A 22,625-nucleotide genomic window follows, 5' to 3' on the forward strand; every position below is an offset into this window, starting at 1 on the left:
AGCGGTAGCGCATTGCGTTACCGCTTTTTTTATTGATATAAAATAGTTAGTTTTCTATTCGAGTATAAACATACCGTAAGGATGTATTTGTAAGTAGAGACTTTCCCCTACCGTAGGTTGAAGCTGTGTTGCATTGATTTGTAATAGCATTGATTGGCCATGCCAATCGACTGTTACCTCATATTGCGGCCCCATATAGGCTACATGTGAAATGGTGCAGCGTTGGCTTTCTTCACCTTGTAGACTCAGGGTAATGGCTTCTGGTCTAACGCCAACAGTTACTTCTGTTTTATCAGACGTTAATTGACTTGGGCGTGGTAAATGATAGTTAAATATATTCACGCTATCACTGGTGAGTGTTGCAGGGAAAATATTGGCATCGCCCATAAAACTGGCCATAAACTTAGAAGCGGGTTGGCGGTACAGTTCTTGTGGTGAGCCAAGTTGCATGATTTTACCTTTGTTCATTACCAAAACCATGTCGGAAACGGCAAAAGCTTCGCTTTGATCGTGTGTCACATACAATGAGGTAATATTAAATTGCTGTTGTAACTCACGAATTTTCTCGCGCATGCTACGACGTAAGTTAGCATCTAAGTTACTGAGTGGCTCATCAAATAACAGTACTTTTGGTTTTAAAATCAGCGCTCGGGCGAGGGCGACACGTTGTTGTTGGCCCCCAGATATTTGATCAACAAAACGATCAGAAAAGCCAGCTAAATCAACCAACTCCAAAGCTTCTTCCACCCGTTGTTTAATTTCTGCTTTAGGTAAACCCAGCATCTTCAAACCATACCCGACGTTGTCCCCTAAAGACATATGAGGGAATAGGGCGTAGGACTGAAACACCATACAGATATCACGCTGTTGGATAGAACGGTCAGTAACATCTTCACCATCTATAAACATTCGGCCTTCGGTAGGTTTTTCAAGGCCGGCAACTAAGCGCAGAACCGTGGTTTTTCCGCAACCGGATGGACCTAATAACGTCACCATACTGCCTTGTGGAATAGAAAGACTTAAATCATCGATAACCGTATTGTTACCAAAGCGTTTAGTCACATTTTTAAGTTCAACAAAATTTTGTTGGGTCATGTCAGTTACTCCATGATTACTGTGCATTTTTGGCTTTGGAACGTGAAACACGGGCTTCGCCAATTAAATAGTCAAATAGGAAAATAATTGCGAGCATTACCACAATCAGGATCGAGCCATAAGCAATAGCAACGCCGTATTCACCATCTTCAACACGATTTAAGATATAAGCGGTTGCAACGCGAGTATCAGGCGTAACTAAGAACACAATGGCACTGACGGTAGTTATGGCACGAACAAAGCTATAGATCAGCGCAGAGAGGATCGCAGGGCGTAACAAGGGTAATAAAATATGGAAAATGGTTCTCATTGAACCCGCTCGTAAGCTAAGTGATGCTTCATCAAGAGATTTATCAATTTGCCCTAAGCCTGCAATACCTGCACGGATCCCTACAGGAACGTTACGCATGGTCATTGAGATGATCACAATTGCAGCAGTACCTGTTAAATAGAAAGGTGAATCATTAAAGGCCAAAATATAAGAAACACCTGCGACTGTTCCGGGTACGGCAAAGCATAACATCGTGGTGAACTCGATGGTTTTTTTTCCGCGGAATTCTTGTCGTACTACAATATAGGCAATTAATAGCCCTAAGATTGCGGTGATTGGGGCGGCAATACCCGCATACAATAAGGTATCCAACAATGATGGCCATGCACCATCACTCATTCCCTGTCCGAAGAGTTTTATAAAGTTGTCTAGGGTTAGGGTGTAATCAACGCCCCAGTTAACCGTGAAACTACCGTAGAAAATGCTGCCATATAATAACACATTGAATACCACCCAAATGGTGAGGAAAGTGGTAACTAATGTGACTAATGAAGTTGGGAGTGGCTGAACATCACCACGATAGGATTTACCTGACACCGTGACATAGGAACGTTTGCCTATCCACATATATTGCACGCAGAAAACGAGCAGTGAGAAAACCAATAATGAAGCACCTAGGGTACTTGCAGCTTGGTAATCGAGCTGTGAGCCTGTGATGTAGAAATAAATTTGCGTCGCTAAGACGTCAAAGTTACCTCCTAATACTAATGGGTTACTAAAATCGGCGAGAGATTGAACGATGACGATCAAAAATGCGTTGGCCAAAGCTGGTTTTAACAGAGGCATAAACACATTAAAGAAAGTTTGATAGCGATTAGCTCTCAGCGTATAAGAGGCTTCTTCGAGTGATGGATGGATCGTTTTGATTGCACCATCTAAAATCATAAATGACATTGGAGTAAAGGCGAGAACCTGTGCTAACCAGATACCTGTAAAACCATACAGCCAGTTGGTATTTTCTAACCCCATATAGGTTGCAAGGAACTCAGTAATATAACCTGAGCGCCCCATCATCAATGTGACACCTAGGCCAACGACAAAAGGTGGGGTAACGATCGGCAAAATAGAGAACACGCGGCCAATGATAGCAGAACGTTTGGCAATTCTTGAGGTATAAATCGCGAGGATCAAACCAAAGAAAGTACAGCCTGCACCCACCGCCAGCGATAGGAAAACCGAGTTAATAATCACTTGGACGATATGAGATTGAGTCAATATCGCGACAAATGAAAATGGCGCAAAGTCCCCATTGCTATCCGTAAACATAGGGATAAAAATGGCAACGCTAGGAAAGACAATAAATAAAGCGATAACGGCCACAATAGTGATCAGTGAGCCAATAACAAATTGGTCTCCACCTAGCCACTCTAATCGTGTTAAGGCGAGTGTCATGATCATGCCTAATGAGATAAATAGCATGATAGATGAATAGCCTAAGCCTTTACCTTCAAAAATGGCAGAAACGACAACGGCAATAGCCGTGATGGCAGCAATAGATATATCAAGATAGTGTCGTGTTTTATGATATCTATCAGCAGCATAGATAGGGCGAATAAATAGGAGCGAAGGCAGTAAAAACCACATCCAACTGATATTTACGCTACTCCAACCATAAGCGGCAAGTATTTCATCTTGCGTTGAGTCGAAAACACCATAATCTAAGCTCCACGATGGCAGTAACGCAAATCCTAGCCATGCCAGTAGTAACCAAAAGAAAATGGTGTCTCTTCCCTGTTTTTTAGGCAAAGTAAGGGTGCGAGACATAAATCCCCCGAATGTTGACATCATTATTATTGTTTTGCAGAAATGAGAGCATCGTGATAGATGCTCCCTTCAAGCGATTACTTACTCATTTTGACTTCAGTAACCCATTTGTTGATCAGGTTTTTACGGACATCAGCGTCGCCGTATTTATCCATATCGTAGTTGATCAGGTTTAAATCATTCAGTTTTAATGAAACAGGTGAAGATTCAGCCGTTGTATTGGTTAAGATCTGATAAGATTTACCTTCTTTCCAGCTTAGCTCTTGCGCTTCTTTTGATAATACAAAATCAACGAATAGCTTCGCATTATCAAGGTTACGCGCATTTTTCAAAATACTGATGCCGCCAATTTCATAGCCTGTACCTTCACAAGGTGCAATCAATTCTAATGGCGCACCATTTTCAACTTCTAATGAGTAATCATGTAAGAAGCCAATCCCAATCGCCGATTCACCACGTGCAGCGTTACGTGCCGGTGCGATGCCTGATTTGGTATATTGAGAAATATTACTATTTAGTTTTTTGAGATAATCAAAGGCTTGGTCGGTCCCCCACAGTTGGTCGAAGGTTGCCAGCGCGGTGTAAGCGGTTCCTGAACTTTGTGGATCGGCAATTTGAATTTCGCCTTTATATTCAGGTTTGGTGAGATCTTTCCAGCAGGTGGGAATTGGTAGACCTTTTTCTTTTAAACGATCTTTATTCACGCCAAAGCCTAAAATGCCGATATAAACCGCAGAGGAATAGTTACCTTTACGTTTTGCCGGATCTTGAAATTGCGGCATGATTTGCTCTAGATTAGGTGATTTATACGGTTGTAGTAGATCCATTTCACCTGCTTGTGAGTGAGGATCTAACGTACCGCCATACCAGACATCGGCTTGAGGGTTGCGTTTTTCAGCTTCGATTTTTGCTAATGTACTGCCTGAGCCATTACGAATAAAGGTGGTTTTTACATCATATTTTTTAGCAAAAGCTTGGGTTTCAGTTTCACACATGGCGTTGGTGGCACTGCAATAGACAACTAATCGACCCGCGGCTGAAGCTGTTGTTGAAATTGCCGCTAAAGACAAGCCGGCTGCAATAAGGGTAGTAAGGGTTTTCAGTTTCATTTTCAGTCCTTTTTATCAGGTTTTATCATCGGATAGTGAAACAGTACCGGCTAAGTGCTCACGTTTGCTGACATTCGCAATCAAAAGTGGCATTAGCAGTAATCCCATCAGTGCCGCAGCACTGGCAAGTAAAGCAAACATGCCTGACCAACCATAATGTGCTATGACCTGAGAGAGTGGCCATCCCGCAATTGCCGCCCCTAAATAGGCATACAAGCCGAGATAACCAGTTACCGTTCCAGCTGCATTTTTATGACAATATTCTGTTGCAGCTAGACCGATTAACATTTGTGGCCCAAATACAAAAAAGCCAATACTAAAAAAACAGGCTGCCAGTAAGGCATAGTGGTGAATCGGCGTTAGCCACAGTGCACTTACTGAAATCGCCAATCCTAACGAAAAAAGTAAAATCATTGGCGCACGTTGCCCGCGAAACAGCAGATCAGAACCCCAGCCAGAACAAAGTGCACCGAGCAAACCACCTAGCTCAAACAGTGATAAGGTAGCATTGGCGCTGAGTAAATTGACCCCGTGGGTTTCTGATAACCAAAGATTGCCCCAATCATTTATTGCAATGCGTATCAAATAAACCAGAATGTAAGAAAAACCGAGCAACCAAATCATTCTGTTAAATAAAATGGTTTCTTTTAATATGGTTAGCATGGGTTGTGGCGGTGATAACCTTTCTTGTCTTAACTCCAAAACATCATGCCGCCATCGGCCGATTGTGGGCAGACCACTTTGTTGTGGTGTCCCTTTGAGCTGCCGACACAGCCATAGACCAATCACAACACCAATAATACCGGGCACAATTAATGCCATTTGCCAGCTATAACTCGTTGCTAACCAAGCTGTTAATAAGGGGAGTGACATGCCACCTAAGTTAATGGATATGTTCCATAGCCCCCACCAAAAACCTCTTTCATTGCGTGAATACCAATGAGTTAAGATACGTGCGCATGGAGGCCATCCCCAGCCTTGAAAAAAACCATTTAGTGTCCATACAATCAGTAATGCAGGAAAAGACAAACAATAGGCAAAAAGGATATTCAGGAGACCAGTCATCACTAGACCCACTCCCATAAACCAGCGATAGCCTGTGATATCGTGAAAAATGCCAGAGATAAATTTTGAGATGCCATAAGTCAAATAAAAGGCAGTCGCAATCCAGCCGATATCACTTTTGTCTAAAAACAACTCCACCTGCATAACGGGCATCACAAAATTAAAGCTTTTTCTGGTTAGATAAAAAGCGGCGTAGCCAACAATCATTGATAGCATCAATCTACGACGCCAAAAGCGGTATGTGCTATCTAAAGTGAGGGTGCTTTTGCCAATCATGTCGATGTCTCCCGTTCGGCAAAATGTAATCAAATTTTTAACAAAAAGGATGAGATAAGAACTTAGAGAGCTAGGAATAAGTCTTAGTTTTGGCTTGTTTACTCTCAAAGTGTGGGCAGGTTAACAATTATTTGTGTTCCACCTTGCGTGGTTAATGTCCAGTCTCCCCCTAAAGCACTCACCCGTTCCTCAATGCCGCGCAATCCCAAGCCACTCGTTCGTTGGCTAAAGGGGATCCCCACACCATTATCGTTGACCCTGAGTTGGATTTTGTCTGGTTGTTGTTCTAGAGAGATAGAGATATGCGTGGCGCGAGCATGTTTACTGATATTATTTAACAGCTCTTGAACTAGGCGATAAAGGGTAAACAGAACTGTATCATTTTCAGGTGTATCTATTAGCTGATAATGGAACTCACATTCGATCCCATTTTTTTCAAAGGCAAATTCATCAATAAGATGAGCGAGCGCTTTTTCTAATGACATTTCATTGAGTACTGGTGGACGTAACTGACGTAATAACTGTCGGGTAGATTGGTGAATTTGCTGTGCTAGCTGGTTAATTTGCCCCGCAGCTTGATGGCTGAGTGGGTCAAGAGCCGTTTTTTTTACTAGCATTGATTGAATTTGGATCGCGGTAATATTTTGGCCAATTTCATCGTGCAGCTCACGTGCAATGGCTTTTTTCACATCTTCTTCGGTGTGCACCAATTGACGCATTAATTCTCTTCTGGCTTTGAGTTCCTGCTCTAATCGTTGTCGGTAGCGTTGTAGGTTACGTGCTAATTGCTGTTGTCGACTGATAGCTATCCCTAAGCCAATTCCAATCAGCGCTTGAGAGCTTAAGAACATTTCGAGTTCTTGTAGGTCAGCAAAAGCGCCATGAAATTGACGAGCAAAAGTCATAATTAAGCTGCCTAATAAGGCAGATAACACACCGCCTTGCCAACCATAGCGATAAGCCATAAATACATTAGGGATAAAAACAAGTAAAACAATGAGTTGTTCGATTTCAGGGGTGAAAAAGACCTGTGCGCTGAGACCAACTAAGCAAAATAAGAATGCCCAAATCAATAAAGAGGTTCTGAGCTGCTTATCAGGGGTACCATAGTCGAGTAGCATTTGATAATGCTGTTCATGCAAGTATTCATAGATTAGATAAATAAATGGCGTTAATAATATTCCGCCAGTAAAAGTGGCTAGAAACAGCTGACTGACTGAAAAAGAAGACAACCAGCTAAAAACAAGGACGTGTAGTAAGCTGTTTGCCGCAACACCTGCAAGTAACAATAATAATCGCTGCCAATAAAGCGTATATCGCCACCAAATGTCTTGGATCACATAGGCAACAGTTAAACTCAATAAAGGTGAAAGTAGTAATAGCGGTTGTGATAATAACTGTTCTTGGGCGAGCCAAATATTAAGTGTTACTTCGCTAACCAATAGTGTTGGCCAATAGCGTCGCCATAGGATAATCATTAAGGCTAGGCGTAGCCCTTGAGGTAAGAAAAGGGTAGCTTGAAACCCATTTTGACTTAGATAAAAGCCAATAATCCATAAGCCAATCCAAATCAATGAATAAGTAAAAAATAAAAAAATGGATTGTAGGAGTAGGCGTGTTCCTTTGCGCATCGTCTATCACCTTGAGTAAAGGTTGTGCTCTAAAGCATAATGAACAAGATCGATGGTATTTTCACATTGAAGCTTTCCAAGAATATTTGCGCGGTGAACATGAACTGTTTTATGGCTTAACTCTAATTGTTCGGCTATCACCTTTACGCTTAGGCCTGCCACCAATAAATCAAATATCTCTTTTTCTCTTGGGGTGAGTTCTTCTAAAGCTCGGCGTTGTTGTGGTGCTTGGCGTAGAACCTTCATCGCATCTGAACATAGGTAGCAACCCCCATTATGGACAGAACGAACCGCTTGAACGAGCTCTTCTGGGCCACATCGTTTAGTCAAATAGGCACTGGCGCCTGCATCTAAGGCACTTTGTACAAATGCAGGGGTATCATAAATACTCAGTATAATAGTGCGAAAATCGGGTTTCTTTTGACGCAAACGAGTAAGCAGTTGTAAACCGTTTTCATCAGGCATGGAAATATCCATGATGGCAACATCAATATCAAGGCTAATTAAGTTAGGCCAAGCCTCTTGAGCACTAGCATACTGACCAACTATACAAATGTCAGGCTCAAGAGTTAATAGCTGTGCAAAACCTGAACGTACCACGATGTGATCGTCAATAAGGGCAATTTTTATCATTTTTATAGCTATACATTATTGAGGTAATTTTTAATGCTTATATCAACACCGAGAGAGATAAGCTAGTGTGATACATTAAATGTTCAAGCTGCATCAAATTTAAGATAGCTATCATGTTTTACTGATTTAAACCGGCACTGCCTCAATAATATATAGATGGCAACCAGTTGAAATAACATTATTCATTTTGAAGTTTGCATAGGATAAAAGCGTTGAAAATTCAGACTGAGTATGTTCGCTTGCACCTGAAAAACTTGTCATCATTATGAGATCCATCTCTTTACCGAAGTAAGGTTGATCCCCTTCAGGGATAATATTATCGATGATCAGCAATTTAGATGAAGGCTTCATAGCTTTGTGAATGGTATGCAATATTTGTTGTATTTTTTCATCACTCCAGTCATGGGTAATGTATTTAAGCAGGTAAATATCGGCTTCAGGGCATTGTTCAAAGAAAGATCCTGAACAGAGTTGCCAACGAGTGTCATCATTTAATTGTGATAGGATGTGCTTTTTTAAAACCGCTTCAGTATCAAAAAGTATACCTTTTAGTGAGGGCTCCCTTTTAAGCACAGATAATAGTAATGTCCCCGTACCCCCGCCAATATCAGCAACTGTGATATTTTCAGGGAACTTAATGCTATTGAGAACAAACTCATTTTCAACCCTTGATAGTTCAGACATGCCATTATGAAAATTGTCAGGATGATTAATATGTAATTCCCAATAATCAAAGAATGGCATACCAAATATTTCTTCAAAACTATTATTTCCATATGCATATTGATTGAGGTTATTTGCAGGTAGCCAAAACGTCTTATCCGTGAGCATTAAAATAGCTTGTCGTATTGAAAATGGATGATTGCTACATAAAAAAGTCGCTTCTGGGTTCAACGCAAAATTTACATTGCCATCTGTAGTAAAAATATTGCGCGATACTAAAGTTCGTAAGATGCGCTTCAATATCTTTGCATCTGTATTTGTTTCTAGTGCTAATTCTTCAGCGGTTTTTGCTTTATCAACTAAGCAATCCGCAAGTTTGAGTTCAGCTGCGGCGCGTAGAGCACCTTGATAGGTAAAGCCAATTGCTTGCTGAAGGACATAGTGTGCACTTTTCAGACTCTGTTGTTTAACTGTGCTTTTTTGTTCCGTATAACCCTTCAAATATAATTTAAATTTATGTTTTGTGGATTTTAAGTATGTGATTAATTTGGGGGATATAAATAATTATATGTATTAATTTGTTATTTATTTTTTGGTTAATTAAAAATATTAAATTTTTTTAATGTTAATTTGATGCAGTAACAGCTCAAAATGAGTGCATTTCTCTTCTTGTATAAAATTAGCGACAAACACCATATCGCACTGTCTCCAATAGGAGACATTTAATTTATTGAAAAATAAAGTAAAAATAAATGAGGTAAAGAGGTGTCTTTAAATAGAGACAAATTTCTCGTGAGGGAGAAACAAAAGGTGTTATAGATAGGGAGTTATTTTGATGTTGAAAATATAAATCTTTAAATAACAATGAATTAAAAAATAACTTGGAAAGTTGGCATGATGTGTGCATAATAATATTCAGTTGCTCATTCAACATTATTATGTCGGTCCACAACTAGGGTGGGAACATACCACATAAAGCAAGAATGATGCCAAAGTAAGGTGCCTACCGTCCAATAGCACAGATATTCGCCTTCGGGCCATATCAAACACAGGGCGACACGTTGAGTGAGGCACCACCTATATGACTATAGATAAATAGCCATATATACTCGTCATACTTCAAGTTGCAGGGGTGTTGACTGCATCTCGAATTATTTAGAGTATAATGAAGTATCAATACCATCGCTGGCGGAATAGAGTTCAACACTTTATTCCGCCTTCCTATTTTTACTCCTTTCTATTCCTCTGATTATCTTAATCATTTTTAGTAAGTTGGCATGTAGCTTGCTGTAACTTATTGATCTTCATTTTTCGAATACACTTTTCATACATAGGCGACAGCGCTTTGTGTTGAAGTATGGTGATGACAGAGAGCCTGAATTATTTAGAAGTACAGATAAGAAATAAGCGTCGTAATCGTGCTCACGTAATACGTCGAGTTCTGCTACCATTGGTGTAACGTTAACAGGTGTGAGATGAATGCATTGAGTAAATGGCGTCTTTTTCCGCGCTCCTTGCGCCAATTAGTTGTTATGGCATTTTGGTTAGTGCTATTACCACTATTGGTTTTGGCCTATCAGGCTTATCAAAGTCTGGAGCAATTGAGCAACCAAGCGGCTCAAATTAATAAAACAACCCTTTTAGATACACGACGTAGTGAGGCGATGGGGGGGCTGGCTTTAGAAATGGAAAGAAGCTATCGTCAGTATTGTGTTTTAAAAGATGAATCATTGCATACACTTTACTTAAAACAATTTTCTGATTATCAGCAAATGTTCGAACGGCAAAAAACCATTTTGCCAAAAGAAACAGATTCATCCTCACTTGCCAAGGCACTCAATGAATTAAAAACGGTAAACTGTGATAATAACGAGTTGCCAAAAGAGGTTACAAATGCATTTAGCCAATTTTCAGAGCAAAATAATTTCTTGATCCAAGAAACGCGCAATGTCATTTTTAGCCGAGGTGATCAGCTACAAAAAGCGATTGCGAATAAAGGTCAACTATTTGGTTGGCAGAGCTTAATTCTGTTTTTGCTTAGCGTATTCTTAGTTGCGTTATTTACCCGTATGATCATTGGCCCTGTAAAAGGTATTGAGCGCATGATTAACCGCTTAGGGACTGGCAGGACATTAGCCAGTAACTTAGAGCGTTTCAAAGGACCTCGTGAGCTTCGTTCTCTTGCTCAACGTATTATTTGGCTAAGTGAGAGGCTAGCTTGGCTAGAATCTCAACGACATGAATTTTTACGTCATATTTCCCATGAATTAAAAACACCACTTGCAAGTATGCGTGAAGGCACAGAACTGCTTGCGGATGAAGTCGCTGGGCCATTAACTGAATCACAAAAAGAAGTGGTAGAAATTTTAGATCATAGCAGTAAGCATCTTCAGCAACTTATTGAACAGCTTCTCGATTATAATCGTAAACTGGCAGATAGCCCGCCAGAAGCACAGCATGTTGATTTGCAAAAATTGATTGAAGATATTGTGTTAGCGCACAACCTTCCCGCAAGAGCAAAGAATATTCAAACAGAGATTCGTTTACGTATTGACCACTGCCTTGCCGAACCCACACTTCTTGGGCGGGTTATTGATAATATCTACTCCAATGCGGTGCACTATGGCAGTGAATCAGGTAATATTTGGATCACAAGCCGTAGAATAGATAATAAGCTTGTTATTGAAGTTGCTAATACAGGTACGCCGATCCCTGAATCAGAACAGAGTATGATCTTTGAACCTTTCTACCAAGGATCACTCGTGAGAAAAGGGGCTGTCAAAGGCAGCGGATTAGGGCTCAGTATTGCACAAGATTGTATTAAACAAATGGGTGGGGAGCTTTCACTCGTTTCCAGTAAGTTAGCAGATGTCTGCTTTAGAATTGAACTGCCTTTAACTGCAGAGAATGAATAATAATGGCAAATCGGTCTACAGAGGTTTTATTCGCATCTAGTTTGGCGATGCGAGCGAAGCAATATATAGGGTTAACCAAAAGAACGACAGCATTGATCCGAAAACAAAAAGCGGTACATATTGGTACATTATTGTTGTCCCTCATTTTAACGGGATGTGCGGCAAAAAGTGGCCAATCGCCTTTAGAAACATTGGCTCAAGTTGTTGTGCCTGAAGTGAAAGTAACAGATTATCGTTACGCGGCTTGTGATGGCATTTGGGATAACAATCAACCCAATGCACGTGAGAATGCGCTATTTTGGTTGCGTATGATGGATTGTGCGGATCGTCTTGATCCCGCTATCGCACGAAAAGAGGCATCACAAGTCTCAGTTGATAATTGGTCACAAGCCTTCCAACAAAGCATTCTAATGGGCGCGGCAGAGCCTACGATCGCTGAGCGCCGTAAAATGGTTGATAGTATGAATACTTTCAGCCTTAATTTTCCAACAGCAATTCGTCCATTGCTACAGCTATGGCGTGAACAACAAGTTCAGATAATTAACCTTGCAGAAGCAAACTCACGTTTTAAACGGTTACAGCAAGATACTGATAATAAGCTTGACCGCATGAAAGAAGAGAATGCTAAGTTGGTTTTTGAATTGAATACGACATCACGCAAATTAGAAAACCTGACGGATATTGAAAGACAGCTTTCATCTCGTAAGCAAAGCAGCAATGAAACTGAAAAAGAAGTTGAAGCTGTTGAGAAGACGCAAGAAAAAGCAGTGCCTAAAGATGAAAAGCCAGTCGCTGAAAGTCGTGAACCAGCAACTAATAATCAAACGGAGGGTGCGCATCCATGACCAGCCGTAAATCAGCAAATCTATTATTAGTGGATGATGACCCGAGTCTACTGAAGTTACTTGGAATGCGTTTAAGCAGCGAAGGTTTTAAAGTGACAACGGCTGAAAGTGGGCCTGAAGCCTTAAAAATACTGCAAAAAGAAAAAACCGATTTGGTGATTAGTGATCTCAGAATGGACGAAATGGACGGTATGGCGCTGTTTGATGAAGTTCAGAAACAGCATCCTAATTTGCCTGTTATTATTTTAACCGCCCATGGCTCCATCCCTGATGCTGTTGCCGCCACTCAGCGGGGGGTTTTTAGCTTTTTAACTAAACCTGTTGATAAAGATGCTCTATATAAGGCTATTGATGAGGCTCTTGCTCTCTCTTCCACGCCGATTAGTGATGAGGAGTGGAGCGAAGGTATTGTCACACGTAGTCCATTGATGATTAGGCTGCTAGAACAAGCACATATGGTGGCACAGTCTGATGTTAGCGTACTGATTAATGGGCAAAGTGGTACGGGTAAAGAGGTGTTAGCGCAGGCTATCCATAAGGCCAGCCCACGAGCACGTAAACCTTTTATCGCGATCAACTGTGGTGCATTACCTGAGCAACTCTTGGAATCAGAACTATTTGGTCACGCTAAAGGTGCATTTACAGGCGCAGTGAGTAGCCGAGAAGGTTTATTCTTTGCGGCGAATGGTGGCACACTATTTCTTGATGAAATCGGTGATATGCCAATGCCTCTACAGGTTAAGCTGTTGCGAGTACTACAAGAGCGTAAGGTTCGACCTCTCGGTAGTAACCGTGACCTCGATATCGATGTACGTATTATTTCAGCGACACACCGTAACTTACCGAAGGCGATGGAGAAAAACGAATTCCGTGAAGACCTTTATTACCGTCTTAATGTAGTCAATTTACGCATTCCTGCACTGAATGAGAGAGCTGAAGATATTCCGATATTAGCTAATCATTTACTGCGTGAATCTGCATCACGACATAAACCATTTGTACGCAGTTTTTCAACAGAGGCAATGAAATGCCTGATGTCAGCAAGTTGGCCGGGTAACGTACGCCAATTAGTTAACGTGATTGAACAATGTGTTGCATTGACGACCACGCCTGTGATCAGTGAAACTCTCGTTAGCCAAGCTTTGCAGGGTGAAAATACCGCATTACCAACATTTGTTGAGGCACGTAGCCAGTTTGAGCTCAATTATCTACGTAAGTTGCTGCAAATGACCAAAGGTAACGTGACGCAAGCGGCACGTATGGCGGGGCGAAATAGAACCGAATTTTATAAATTATTAGCACGCCACGATTTAGAAGCTAATGATTTTAAAGAATAATAACTATTGTATTAAGTCGCTCAGTCGTTAATGTTCTGGTTATAAATAAATTAAAGTATTAATACACCTGCTCGGGAGAAGAAAGACCTTATGAGCCGTAAGCTTAATATTTCACTAGCTCAATTAAATTGGTTAGTTGGTGATATTGAAGGCAACTGCGAACGTATGTTGCAAGTTGTTGAACAACAAAAAAATATTGCTGACATTGTGATGTTCTCAGAGCTATCACTGACAGGGTATCCGCCAGAGGATCTATTGTTTCGCCCTGACTTAACGCAGCGTTGTTTAGTGCAATTAGAGCGCTTACAGAAGGCAAGCAGTGAAACCGCCATTGTTGTTGGTCACCCATGGTCTGAAGGTGGCAAAATGTATAATGCGTTGTCTTTTTTCTACCAAGGTGAATTACTCACGCGTTACTTCAAACAAGAACTGCCAAATTACGGTGTTTTTGATGAATTACGCTATTTTAGTGCTGGCGATAAAACCTGTGTTATTGATTTTAAAGGTTATCGTATTGGTTTATTGATTTGTGAAGATATCTGGTTTGATGCGCCTGTTGATGCGGTGAAACAGGCTGGTGCTGAAATTTTACTCACCATCAATGCTTCACCTTATGATCGTAATAAAGAGCATATCCGTAGTGATTTGTTAGTGGCTCACTGCCAGCGCACACAATTGCCAATTATCTATTTGAACCAAGTTGGTGGGCAAGATGAACTGATTTTTGATGGGGGTTCTAAAGTATTCGCCAGTAATGGTGAAATGACCCATCAGTTATTAGATTTCAATGAACAGGTGGTGAATTGCCAGTTTAATGATTTAGACATTATACCAATGGATAACCCCGCTCCAGCACTATCACCAGTTGCACAGGTTTATCAAGGTTTGGTGATGGCAACTCGTGATTATATCAATAAAAATGGCTTTAATGGCGCAATTTTAGGCCTATCAGGAGGGATAGACTCAGGTCTAACCGTCGCGATAGCCGTTGATGCGATAGGTAAAGAGCGCGTACAAGCTGTTATGATGCCATTCCGCTATACCTCAGAAATGAGTATTCATGATGCCAAAGAGCAGGCTGAGTTACTTGGTGTTGAATTTGATATTGTTTCGATTGAACCAATGTTTGATGCCTTTATGGCACAGTTACAACCGATGTTTGAAGGTACGCAAGTCGATACCACAGAAGAGAATTTACAGGCGCGTTGCCGTGCTGTTATCCTAATGGCGATGTCAAATAAACGCCGCCGTTTAGTGTTAACCACCAGTAATAAGAGTGAATCTGCCGTTGGCTATTCCACTTTATATGGCGATATGGCCGGTGGTTTTGATGTTTTAAAAGATGTGCCAAAAACATTGGTGTTTGAATTAGCCAAATATCGTAATACTGTCTCGCCCGCTATCCCGCAGCGTGTGATTGATAGGCCGCCTTCAGCAGAATTAGCGCCAGGGCAGCTCGATCAAGACAGCTTACCACCCTATGATATTTTGGACGCACTGTTAGAAGCATACGTAGAAAAAGATTACTCAGTTGCTCAACTCATTGAACAAGGCTTCGATGAAGCAATCGTTCATCGCGTTGTGCGTCTTGTCGATATTAACGAATATAAACGCCGTCAAGCGCCAGTTGGACCACGTATTACGGTGCGTAATTTCGGAAAAGATCGTCGTTATCCGATCACATCGGGTTTTGGCCGTAAAAACTGGTCATAGCAGGAATTATTTATGAAAAAAATTGATGCAATTATCAAACCATTCAAACTTGATGACGTTCGAGAAGCGCTGGCGGAAGTCGGGATTACGGGTATGACCGTAACCGAAGTCAAAGGTTTTGGTCGCCAAAAAGGTCACACAGAACTCTATCGTGGTGCAGAGTATATGGTCGACTTCCTACCAAAAGTCAAAATTGAAATTGTCGTGCCTGATGATATCGTTGAAAGCTGTGTTGAAACTATTATGCAAACAGCACAAACGGGCAAAATCGGCGATGGGAAGATCTTTGTGTATGATGTCGCCCGTGTGATTAGAATTAGGACAGGTGAGCAGGACGAGGAAGCCATCTAATCCTCGTCATACTTCGCACTACAGCGTTGTTGGCTACGCTCACTCGCCCTAGTCACATACTAATGTATGCTCCTAGGGTCTCTTTCACATGCCGCCTAGCTGTAGCACGAATTATTTAGAGGATTTACCGCGTCATACATCGCGATATAGCGTTGTTGGCTACGCTCATTCGCCCTAGTCACATACTGATGTATGCTCCTAGGGTCTCTTTCACTTGCCGCCTAGCTGTAGCACGAATTATTTAGAGGATTTACCGCGTCAAATTTGATGGAGTAGCGTTAGCCAATTCTTTATTTAAAACAAGCTATTTACTATTTCTCAGAAGGGAAAAAGCGGTAATGGTGTAAACACAAGAATGGGATTGATTAAAACTATGTTTACATGCAAAACCATTACCGCAAAATTGCCTATTAATTCAATGGCAGGGCTTTATGAGGGCCAAAGCATTCATAATGAATGTTATCTGCTGAAACACCCATATCAATCAATTGCTTACCAATATATTGCATAAAACCCACTGGCCCACAGAAATAGAATTGCATATTTGGGATCATTAACCATTCTTTTACTGCTGATAAATCCATCAATCCACTGAATTGATAATCAAAGCCTTGCTTATCTTCAGGGCGAGGATGGTTAAACCATATCGCAGACTGGCTATTTTTATGATGGGATAAATGCTTATTCACTTCCTGATGGAATGCGTGTACCGCACCATTTTCTGCTGCATGTAGCCAATTAATTTGTGCGTCATGGCCTTCGTGAGTTAATTGATTAAGCATGCTTAACATCGGCGTTAAGCCAACACCTGCTGAAATCAGGGTAACAGGAGTTTGATTATCAACATCAATGAAAAAATCACCACAAGGTGGGGCTAGATGAACAATATCTCCTTCATTGAGTTCATGGTGAATATAATTAGAGACAACTCCATTTTGTTCGCGTTTAACCGCGATACGATAACTTTGACCATTAGGAGCGGTGGTGAGTGAGTATTGACGGATCTCTTGGTTAGCTAAGCTATCATCATTGATGTAAATGGTAATATATTGGCCTGGACGATAGTCTGCAACAGGTTGTCCATCGACAGGAACAAACTCAAAACTGGTGATCACATCGCTCTGTGTTTGTTTTACTGCAATACGAAATTCACGCAGTCCTTCCCATCCACCTTTTTTCTCCGCATTTTGGCGATAAATATCTGCTTCGCGATGAATAAAAATATCAGCTAGCACGCCATACGCTTTGCCCCAAGCATCCAAGACTTCCTGACCCGGATCCAGTAACTCATCAATTGCAGCCAGCAAGTTTTCACCGACAATTGGGTAGTGTTCAGGTTTGATATTTAAACTTGCATGTTTTTGAGCAATTTTTTCAACCGCTGAAATTAGTGCTTCAGGGGTTTCAATATAGGTTGCGTATGCACAAACCGCATTAAACAACGCTTCACGTTGTGAACCATTGTTTTGATGAGTCATGTTAAAAATATCTTTGAGTTCAGGATGCTGTTTAAACATTCTGTCGTAGAAGTGTGCGGTCAGCTTAGGGCCTGTTGCCGCAATGGCAGGAATAGTAGATTTGACGATAGCGATAGTTTGTTGGTCTAGCATGGCAGACTCCCTTGAAAATTCTTCACTAGCAGATGAAATTTATAACATGTATTTTAAATGCAACTTATAACTTTTAACTCACAATGTAAATAGGTCTATTAAAAAAAGGCCTAAAAATAGAGTGTTTATTGATGTGACGATAAAAAAATAGCGTTTAATATCTTTACAATATGAATTTGTATGATTTTATTTTGATGCAACTTATGTTGATTTAGTGTCAATAAAATATATGCAAACGTTTGCGTATATTTTTTGTTTAGGGCTATCACCTCGAACAAAAAGAGTTTACACTGTGTGCTATTGCGTTAGTTTTATTACCAACTTATTGAATAGCTGAGGCAGGAGAAGCGGATGTTAAAGCGTGAAATGAATATTGCAGATTATGACCCACAACTTTGGGAAGCAATGGAGCAGGAAGTTGTACGTCAAGAAGAACATATTGAATTAATAGCTTCAGAAAACTACACCAGTCCACGAGTGATGCAAGCTCAAGGATCTCAGCTAACAAATAAATATGCAGAAGGCTATCCGGGGAAACGTTATTACGGCGGCTGTGAATATGTGGATGTTGTTGAGCAATTAGCGATTGACCGTGCAAAAGAGCTGTTTGGTGCGGATTATGCTAACGTGCAGCCACATTCAGGTTCACAAGCTAACGCTGCCGTTTATATGGCATTATTACAACCAGGTGACACGGTTTTAGGTATGAACCTTGCCCATGGTGGTCACTTAACTCACGGCTCTCCGGTTAACTTCTCAGGTAAACTGTATAACATCGTACCTTACGGTATTGATGAAAGTGGCAAAATCGACTACGACGATATCAAAGAACAAGCGTTAAAACACAAACCTAAAATGATTATCGGTGGTTTTTCTGCTTACTCAGGTGTGGTTGATTGGGCAAAAATGCGTGAAATCGCAGATAGCATCAATGCTTACTTGTTCGTTGATATGGCTCACGTTGCAGGGCTCATTGCTGCGGGTGTTTATCCGAACCCAGTTCCACATGCACATATCGTAACAACGACTACACACAAAACATTAGCGGGTCCGCGTGGTGGTTTGATCCTTGCAAAAGGTGGCGATGAAGAACTGTATAAAAAACTAAACTCAGCAGTATTTCCAGGTTCTCAAGGTGGTCCGCTAATGCATGTTATTGCAGGTAAAGCGGTTGCACTGAAAGAAGCAATGGAGCCTGAGTTTAAAGTTTATCAACAGCAAGTTGCTAAAAATGCGAAAGCAATGGTAGAAATTTTCCAGCAACGCGGTTATAAAGTGGTATCTGGTGGTACAGAGAACCACTTGTTCCTAGTTGATTTGGTTGATAAAAATATCACAGGTAAAGATGCAGATGCTGCGTTAGGCCGTGCTAATATCACTGTTAACAAAAACAGCGTTCCTAACGATCCTAAAAGCCCATTTGTTACCTCTGGTATTCGCGTTGGGACACCCGCCATCACTCGTCGTGGCTTCACTGAAGCAGACGCACGTGAATTAGCGGGCTGGATGTGTGATGTGTTAGATAATCTTAATGATGAAGCGACCATTGAGCGTATCAAGCAAAAAGTATTAAACATCTGCGCTAAGTACCCAGTTTACGCATAATTTAAGCTAGTGTTAAATTTACTTAAACCCGCTTCTGGCGGGTTTTTTGTATTGAAAAACAAGGAGGAATAATGGTAATCCCATCAACGCATTGGCTTGCGATTGACTATTTTACCTATTTTTTAGCTTACAGTATTTTCTTGCCGTTTTGGTCAATTTGGCTACAAGGGGAAGGTATTGATGCTGAAATGATCGGATTGCTATTGGGAATAGGGCTAGCTGCACGTTTTCTTGGTTCAATGTTTATCACACCGATGGTAAAAGATCCCTCAAAACTCATTACTGCGTTGCGAATACTGGCTGCACTTTCTCTGATATTTGCGATTGGGTTTGCTTTTGGATCGCATTGGGCATGGTTATTTTTTGTCATGATTGGGTTTAATTTGTTTTTTTCACCGATGGTTCCCCTTGGTGATTCATTAGCAGGGACGTGGCAAAAACAATTTCCATTTGATTATGGCAAAATTCGAGTTTGGGGTTCAATCGCATTTATTATCGGCTCTTCATTAATGGGCCATTATGCAAGCGTTTATGGCCATCAGTCCATCATGATTGGATTAATTATTAGCTGTTTGGCGTTGTTACTAGGCGCGATGCTTAAACCAATGGTTATGCCTGCGGGGGTATTTAAAACGGTAGGTGAGTCTAAAATTACCTTCAAACAGCTTATTGCAGATAAAAATATTATTCGATTTCTCGTTTGTGTCACCTTATTGCAGGGCGCACATGCTGCGTACTATGGCTTTGCTTCATTATTTTGGAAAGAAGCGGGGTATTCAGATTCAGTCATTGGTAATTTGTGGTCACTTGGGGTGGTGGCTGAAGTGGTGGTCTTTATGTTAAGTCATAAGCTATTCCGTCGTTGGAGTGCTCGCAACTTGCTATTGTTGTCCGCTGTATGTGGCATTATTCGGTGGAGCTTAATGGGGGCTTTTACTTCACTTCCTGTGCTGATCGTGGTGCAAATATTGCATAGTGGTACGTTTACAGTTTGTCATCTCGCTGCGATGCGGTTTATTAGTTCACGTAAAGAAAACGAAATTATTCCGTTACAAGCTGTCTATTCCGCATTAGCAATGGGAGGCGGTCTAGCAATAATGACGATTGTGGCGGGCGCAATTTATAAACGTGTCCCTGATCAACATGGTGTTGTTTTTTATTTAATGGCATTGTTGGCAATACCTGCATTATTTATTCGACCAAAAGTTACTGCACAGTCATAAGCTGGTGTTTTGCGATTACCAGTGCATTTATGGCTCTATCAATAAAAAAGGCGCTGAAGGATTTCCAGCGCCTTTCAAGATGTATTGTTAGTTTAGCGTTTTAGCGCTTCAGATAGCTCTTCGCGCATCACGGATAGAATATCTTTAACAATTCGTGGGCTACCCGCAACGATATTACCTGAAGCCAGATAGTTATGGTTACCAACAAAGTCAGTCATAATACCGCCAGCTTCGCGCATGATCAGCTCACCACCTAAGAAATCCCATGGCTTTAAGCCAATTTCATAGTAAGCGTCAACACGGCCAGCAGCGACATAACATAAATCCAGAGCAGCAGAGCCTGTGCGGCGGAAATCTGCACAACTTTCAAACATTTTGCTCATGATATTCATAAAGACAACTGAATGTTGTTTTTGTTTGAATGGGAAGCCTGTTGCAACGATCGCGCCATCTAGTTCACGAGCGTCGGCGCCACGTAGACGGTAACCATTTAATTGTGAACCTTGACCGCGAACTGCGCTGAATAGCTCATTGCGCATTGGGTCGTAAACGACAGCAACTTCTGTGCGTCCCTTAATGCGGACAGCAATAGATACAGCAAAGTGAGGGAAACGTTTTGTGAAGTTGGTAGTGCCATCCAGTGGATCGATTACCCATTGAATTTCATCTTCTTTACCTAATAATTCACCACTTTCTTCTGTGATGATAGTGTGATCTGGGTAAGACTTACGGATGACTTCGATAATCAAATGCTCTGATTCACGGTCAACGTTAGTCACAAAGTCGTTAGTGCCTTTTTGAGTGATTTGAACATTATCAGGCGTTTCATAGCTTTTAGCTATATGATTACCGGCCTTACGTGCAGCACGTATGGCGATGTTAAGCATCGGATGCATGGGCTTTTTCCACTGGAATGTTAAAGAACGAAAAACTTTGAGTGGGCGGATTATATAGATGTTCATCACAATAAGCAATTTTGTGTTAGACTCTTGCGATTATTTTTTATCAAAACGACTAAATCATGCTAGATAACATCCGCATCATCCTTGTTGAAACCTCACACACAGGGAATATGGGCTCTACTGCTCGTGCCATGAAAACCATGGGACTTTCCAATCTTTACTTGGTCAAACCACAAGTACAACCTGACTCACACGCAATCGCACTTTCTGCTGGAGCAAGTGATGTCATCGGTAATGCAACAATTGTTGAGACACTCGATGAGGCATTAGAAGGTTGTAAGTTGGTGATTGGTACCAGTGCTCGTTCTCGTACGCTTTCTTGGCCGATGGTTGCCCCACGTGAATGTGGTGAAAAATCGATCGCGCAAGCACAAACCGCACCGGTTGCTATCATTTTTGGCCGCGAAAGAATAGGGCTAACCAACGAAGAACTACAAAAGTGTCAGTATCATTTATATATCCCAACGAATCCTGAATATGGCTCGCTCAATTTAGCGATGGCTGTACAGCTGGTGAGCTATGAAATTCGTATGGCGTACCTAGCGATGGATGAAAAAAATACGCTTAATTCGTCAGTGGATGAGGTAGAATACCCGCCTTCAGAAGATGTTGAACGTTTCTATGTGCATCTTGAAAGTGTATTGAATGAATCTGGCTTTATCCGTAAAGCTCATCCAGGCATGATTATGAATAAGTTAAGGCGCTTATTTACACGTGCACATATTGAAACTCAAGAGCTACATATATTACGTGGCATTTTAACGTCGATGGAAAAATGGGCAAAAAAGTGAGTGCTACACTCTAAATGATCCGAGGTGCAACTAGGGGCATAGAATATTATGTAACTAGTGGAAGTCAGGGTATTCAACAGCGCTTCACCTTGAAGTATAACGTGTAAAACTCCGTGGATAATACCTGAGTGTTTTAGTCAGGTAAATAGTTGACTAAATTAGTCAGGAATGTCACAATTAGGCTATATTTTACCATGGAGTATATGTTATGAGACTCACTTCCAAAGGGCGTTACGCAGTAACCGCGATGCTTGATGTCGCGTTACACTCTCAGTCAGGTCCAGTACCTCTTGCTGATATTTCTGAGCGTCAGGGAATTTCCCTCTCTTATCTTGAGCAGCTTTTCTCGCGTTTACGTAAAAACGATCTTGTGGCGAGTGTTCGCGGTCCAGGTGGTGGTTACCTATTAGGGCGTGATGCTGACCAGATTTTCGTTGCTCAAGTGATTGCGGCGGTTGATGAATCTGTTGATGCAACGCGTTGTCAAGGTAATAAAGAAGGTTGCCAAAATGGTGATCGTTGCCTAACACATGCTCTGTGGCGTGACTTAAGTGACAGGATCACTAGCTTCCTAAGCAGTATTAGCCTTGATGAACTGGTTAAAAATCAGGAAGTTATGGATGTTGCTGATCGACAAGATAACGAAAAACGTCGAGCTACATTAGGTGGTTTATCACCTGAAACTATTATCAATGTTCGTGCTTAA

At 41.3% G+C, this 22,625-nt stretch carries 18 protein-coding genes; 9 read left to right on the forward strand and 9 right to left on the reverse strand.

The annotated features are described in order from the left end of the window. Positions 1–54 precede the first annotated feature (54 nt). The 7 genes from fbpC to M1E96_RS06815 form a co-directional block, all read right to left on the reverse strand. Entirely contained in the window at positions 55–1,095 is a 1,041-nt protein-coding gene (gene fbpC, locus M1E96_RS06785) for a ferric ABC transporter ATP-binding protein (protein ID WP_070930043.1), read from the reverse strand. A 16-nt stretch (positions 1,096–1,111) separates the two neighbouring features. Further along, positions 1,112–3,190, reverse strand: a complete 2,079-nt coding sequence (locus M1E96_RS06790; protein WP_272581203.1) for an iron ABC transporter permease — start codon at positions 3,188–3,190, stop codon at positions 1,112–1,114. A 77-nt stretch (positions 3,191–3,267) separates the two neighbouring features. After that, the gene (locus M1E96_RS06795) at positions 3,268–4,299 is read right to left on the reverse strand and encodes an ABC transporter substrate-binding protein (protein ID WP_121874848.1); all 1,032 of its coding nucleotides are present in this window, start codon (positions 4,297–4,299) and stop codon (positions 3,268–3,270) included. Positions 4,300–4,314: 15 nt separating this feature from the next. Continuing rightward, on the reverse strand, positions 4,315–5,670 hold the full coding sequence (gene uhpC, locus M1E96_RS06800) for an MFS transporter family glucose-6-phosphate receptor UhpC (protein WP_272581252.1): 1,356 nt from the start codon (positions 5,668–5,670) through the stop codon (positions 4,315–4,317). Positions 5,671–5,744: 74 nt separating this feature from the next. Then, a complete protein-coding gene (locus tag M1E96_RS06805) occupies positions 5,745–7,271 on the reverse strand; it encodes an MASE1 domain-containing protein (RefSeq protein WP_140180291.1) in 1,527 nt (508 codons plus the stop codon). Between the two features lie 6 nt (positions 7,272–7,277). Then, positions 7,278–7,904 carry a response regulator transcription factor gene (locus M1E96_RS06810; protein WP_070930046.1) on the reverse strand — a complete coding sequence of 209 codons (627 nt, stop codon included), beginning with the start codon at positions 7,902–7,904 and terminating at the stop codon, positions 7,278–7,280. A 126-nt stretch (positions 7,905–8,030) separates the two neighbouring features. Continuing rightward, positions 8,031–9,068 (reverse strand): methyltransferase, encoded by a 1,038-nt coding sequence (locus tag M1E96_RS06815; protein ID WP_369427441.1) that lies wholly within the window; start codon positions 9,066–9,068, stop codon positions 8,031–8,033. Positions 9,069–10,042: 974 nt separating this feature from the next. Here M1E96_RS06815 and M1E96_RS06820 point away from each other — a divergent pair. The 5 genes from M1E96_RS06820 (at position 10,043) to glnB (ending at position 15,728) form a co-directional block, all read left to right on the forward strand. Beyond that, positions 10,043–11,482 carry a HAMP domain-containing sensor histidine kinase gene (locus M1E96_RS06820; RefSeq protein ID WP_140186434.1) on the forward strand — a complete coding sequence of 480 codons (1,440 nt, stop codon included), beginning with the start codon at positions 10,043–10,045 and terminating at the stop codon, positions 11,480–11,482. 2 nt (positions 11,483–11,484) lie between these two features. After that, positions 11,485–12,327, forward strand: a complete 843-nt coding sequence (gene qseG, locus M1E96_RS06825) for a two-component system QseEF-associated lipoprotein QseG (RefSeq protein WP_081336057.1) — start codon at positions 11,485–11,487, stop codon at positions 12,325–12,327. Beyond that, positions 12,324–13,664: a two-component system response regulator GlrR gene (gene glrR / locus M1E96_RS06830; RefSeq protein ID WP_140186432.1), complete on the forward strand. Its 1,341-nt coding sequence runs from the start codon at positions 12,324–12,326 to the stop codon at positions 13,662–13,664. The genes qseG and glrR overlap by 4 nt, the downstream gene beginning before the upstream one ends. A gap of 90 nt (positions 13,665–13,754) precedes the next feature. Further along, complete coding sequence (locus tag M1E96_RS06835; RefSeq protein ID WP_272581199.1) at positions 13,755–15,377, forward strand: NAD+ synthase; 1,623 nt, start codon at positions 13,755–13,757, stop codon at positions 15,375–15,377. Between the two features lie 12 nt (positions 15,378–15,389). Continuing rightward, positions 15,390–15,728, forward strand: coding sequence for a nitrogen regulatory protein P-II (glnB, locus tag M1E96_RS06840; RefSeq protein WP_004921424.1), 339 nt, complete (start codon positions 15,390–15,392; stop codon positions 15,726–15,728). 410 nt (positions 15,729–16,138) lie between these two features. On the opposite strand, the gene hmpA is transcribed toward glnB, so the two are convergent. Then, on the reverse strand, positions 16,139–17,338 hold the full coding sequence (gene hmpA / locus M1E96_RS06845) for an NO-inducible flavohemoprotein (RefSeq protein WP_272581198.1): 1,200 nt from the start codon (positions 17,336–17,338) through the stop codon (positions 16,139–16,141). A gap of 351 nt (positions 17,339–17,689) precedes the next feature. On the opposite strand from hmpA, the gene glyA reads away from it, so the two are divergent. Both glyA and M1E96_RS06855 read left to right on the forward strand, forming a co-directional pair. Beyond that, the gene (gene glyA / locus M1E96_RS06850; RefSeq protein ID WP_140186428.1) at positions 17,690–18,943 is read left to right on the forward strand and encodes a serine hydroxymethyltransferase; all 1,254 of its coding nucleotides are present in this window, start codon (positions 17,690–17,692) and stop codon (positions 18,941–18,943) included. Between the two features lie 71 nt (positions 18,944–19,014). Beyond that, positions 19,015–20,166, forward strand: coding sequence for a 3-phenylpropionate MFS transporter (locus M1E96_RS06855; RefSeq protein WP_337979890.1), 1,152 nt, complete (start codon positions 19,015–19,017; stop codon positions 20,164–20,166). A 92-nt stretch (positions 20,167–20,258) separates the two neighbouring features. On the opposite strand, the gene suhB is transcribed toward M1E96_RS06855, so the two are convergent. Continuing rightward, the gene (gene suhB / locus M1E96_RS06860; RefSeq protein WP_070930050.1) at positions 20,259–21,062 is read right to left on the reverse strand and encodes an inositol-1-monophosphatase; all 804 of its coding nucleotides are present in this window, start codon (positions 21,060–21,062) and stop codon (positions 20,259–20,261) included. A 125-nt stretch (positions 21,063–21,187) separates the two neighbouring features. Here suhB and trmJ point away from each other — a divergent pair, with 125 nt between their 5' ends. Both trmJ and iscR read left to right on the forward strand, forming a co-directional pair. Continuing rightward, positions 21,188–21,919 (forward strand): tRNA (cytosine(32)/uridine(32)-2'-O)-methyltransferase TrmJ, encoded by a 732-nt coding sequence (gene trmJ / locus M1E96_RS06865; protein ID WP_070930051.1) that lies wholly within the window; start codon positions 21,188–21,190, stop codon positions 21,917–21,919. Positions 21,920–22,127: 208 nt separating this feature from the next. After that, positions 22,128–22,625 (forward strand): Fe-S cluster assembly transcriptional regulator IscR, encoded by a 498-nt coding sequence (gene iscR, locus M1E96_RS06870; RefSeq protein ID WP_070930052.1) that lies wholly within the window; start codon positions 22,128–22,130, stop codon positions 22,623–22,625.

The sequence above is a fragment of the Providencia sp. PROV236 genome (genome assembly GCF_033676985.1).
GTDB lineage: Bacteria > Pseudomonadota > Gammaproteobacteria > Enterobacterales > Enterobacteriaceae > Providencia > Providencia manganoxydans.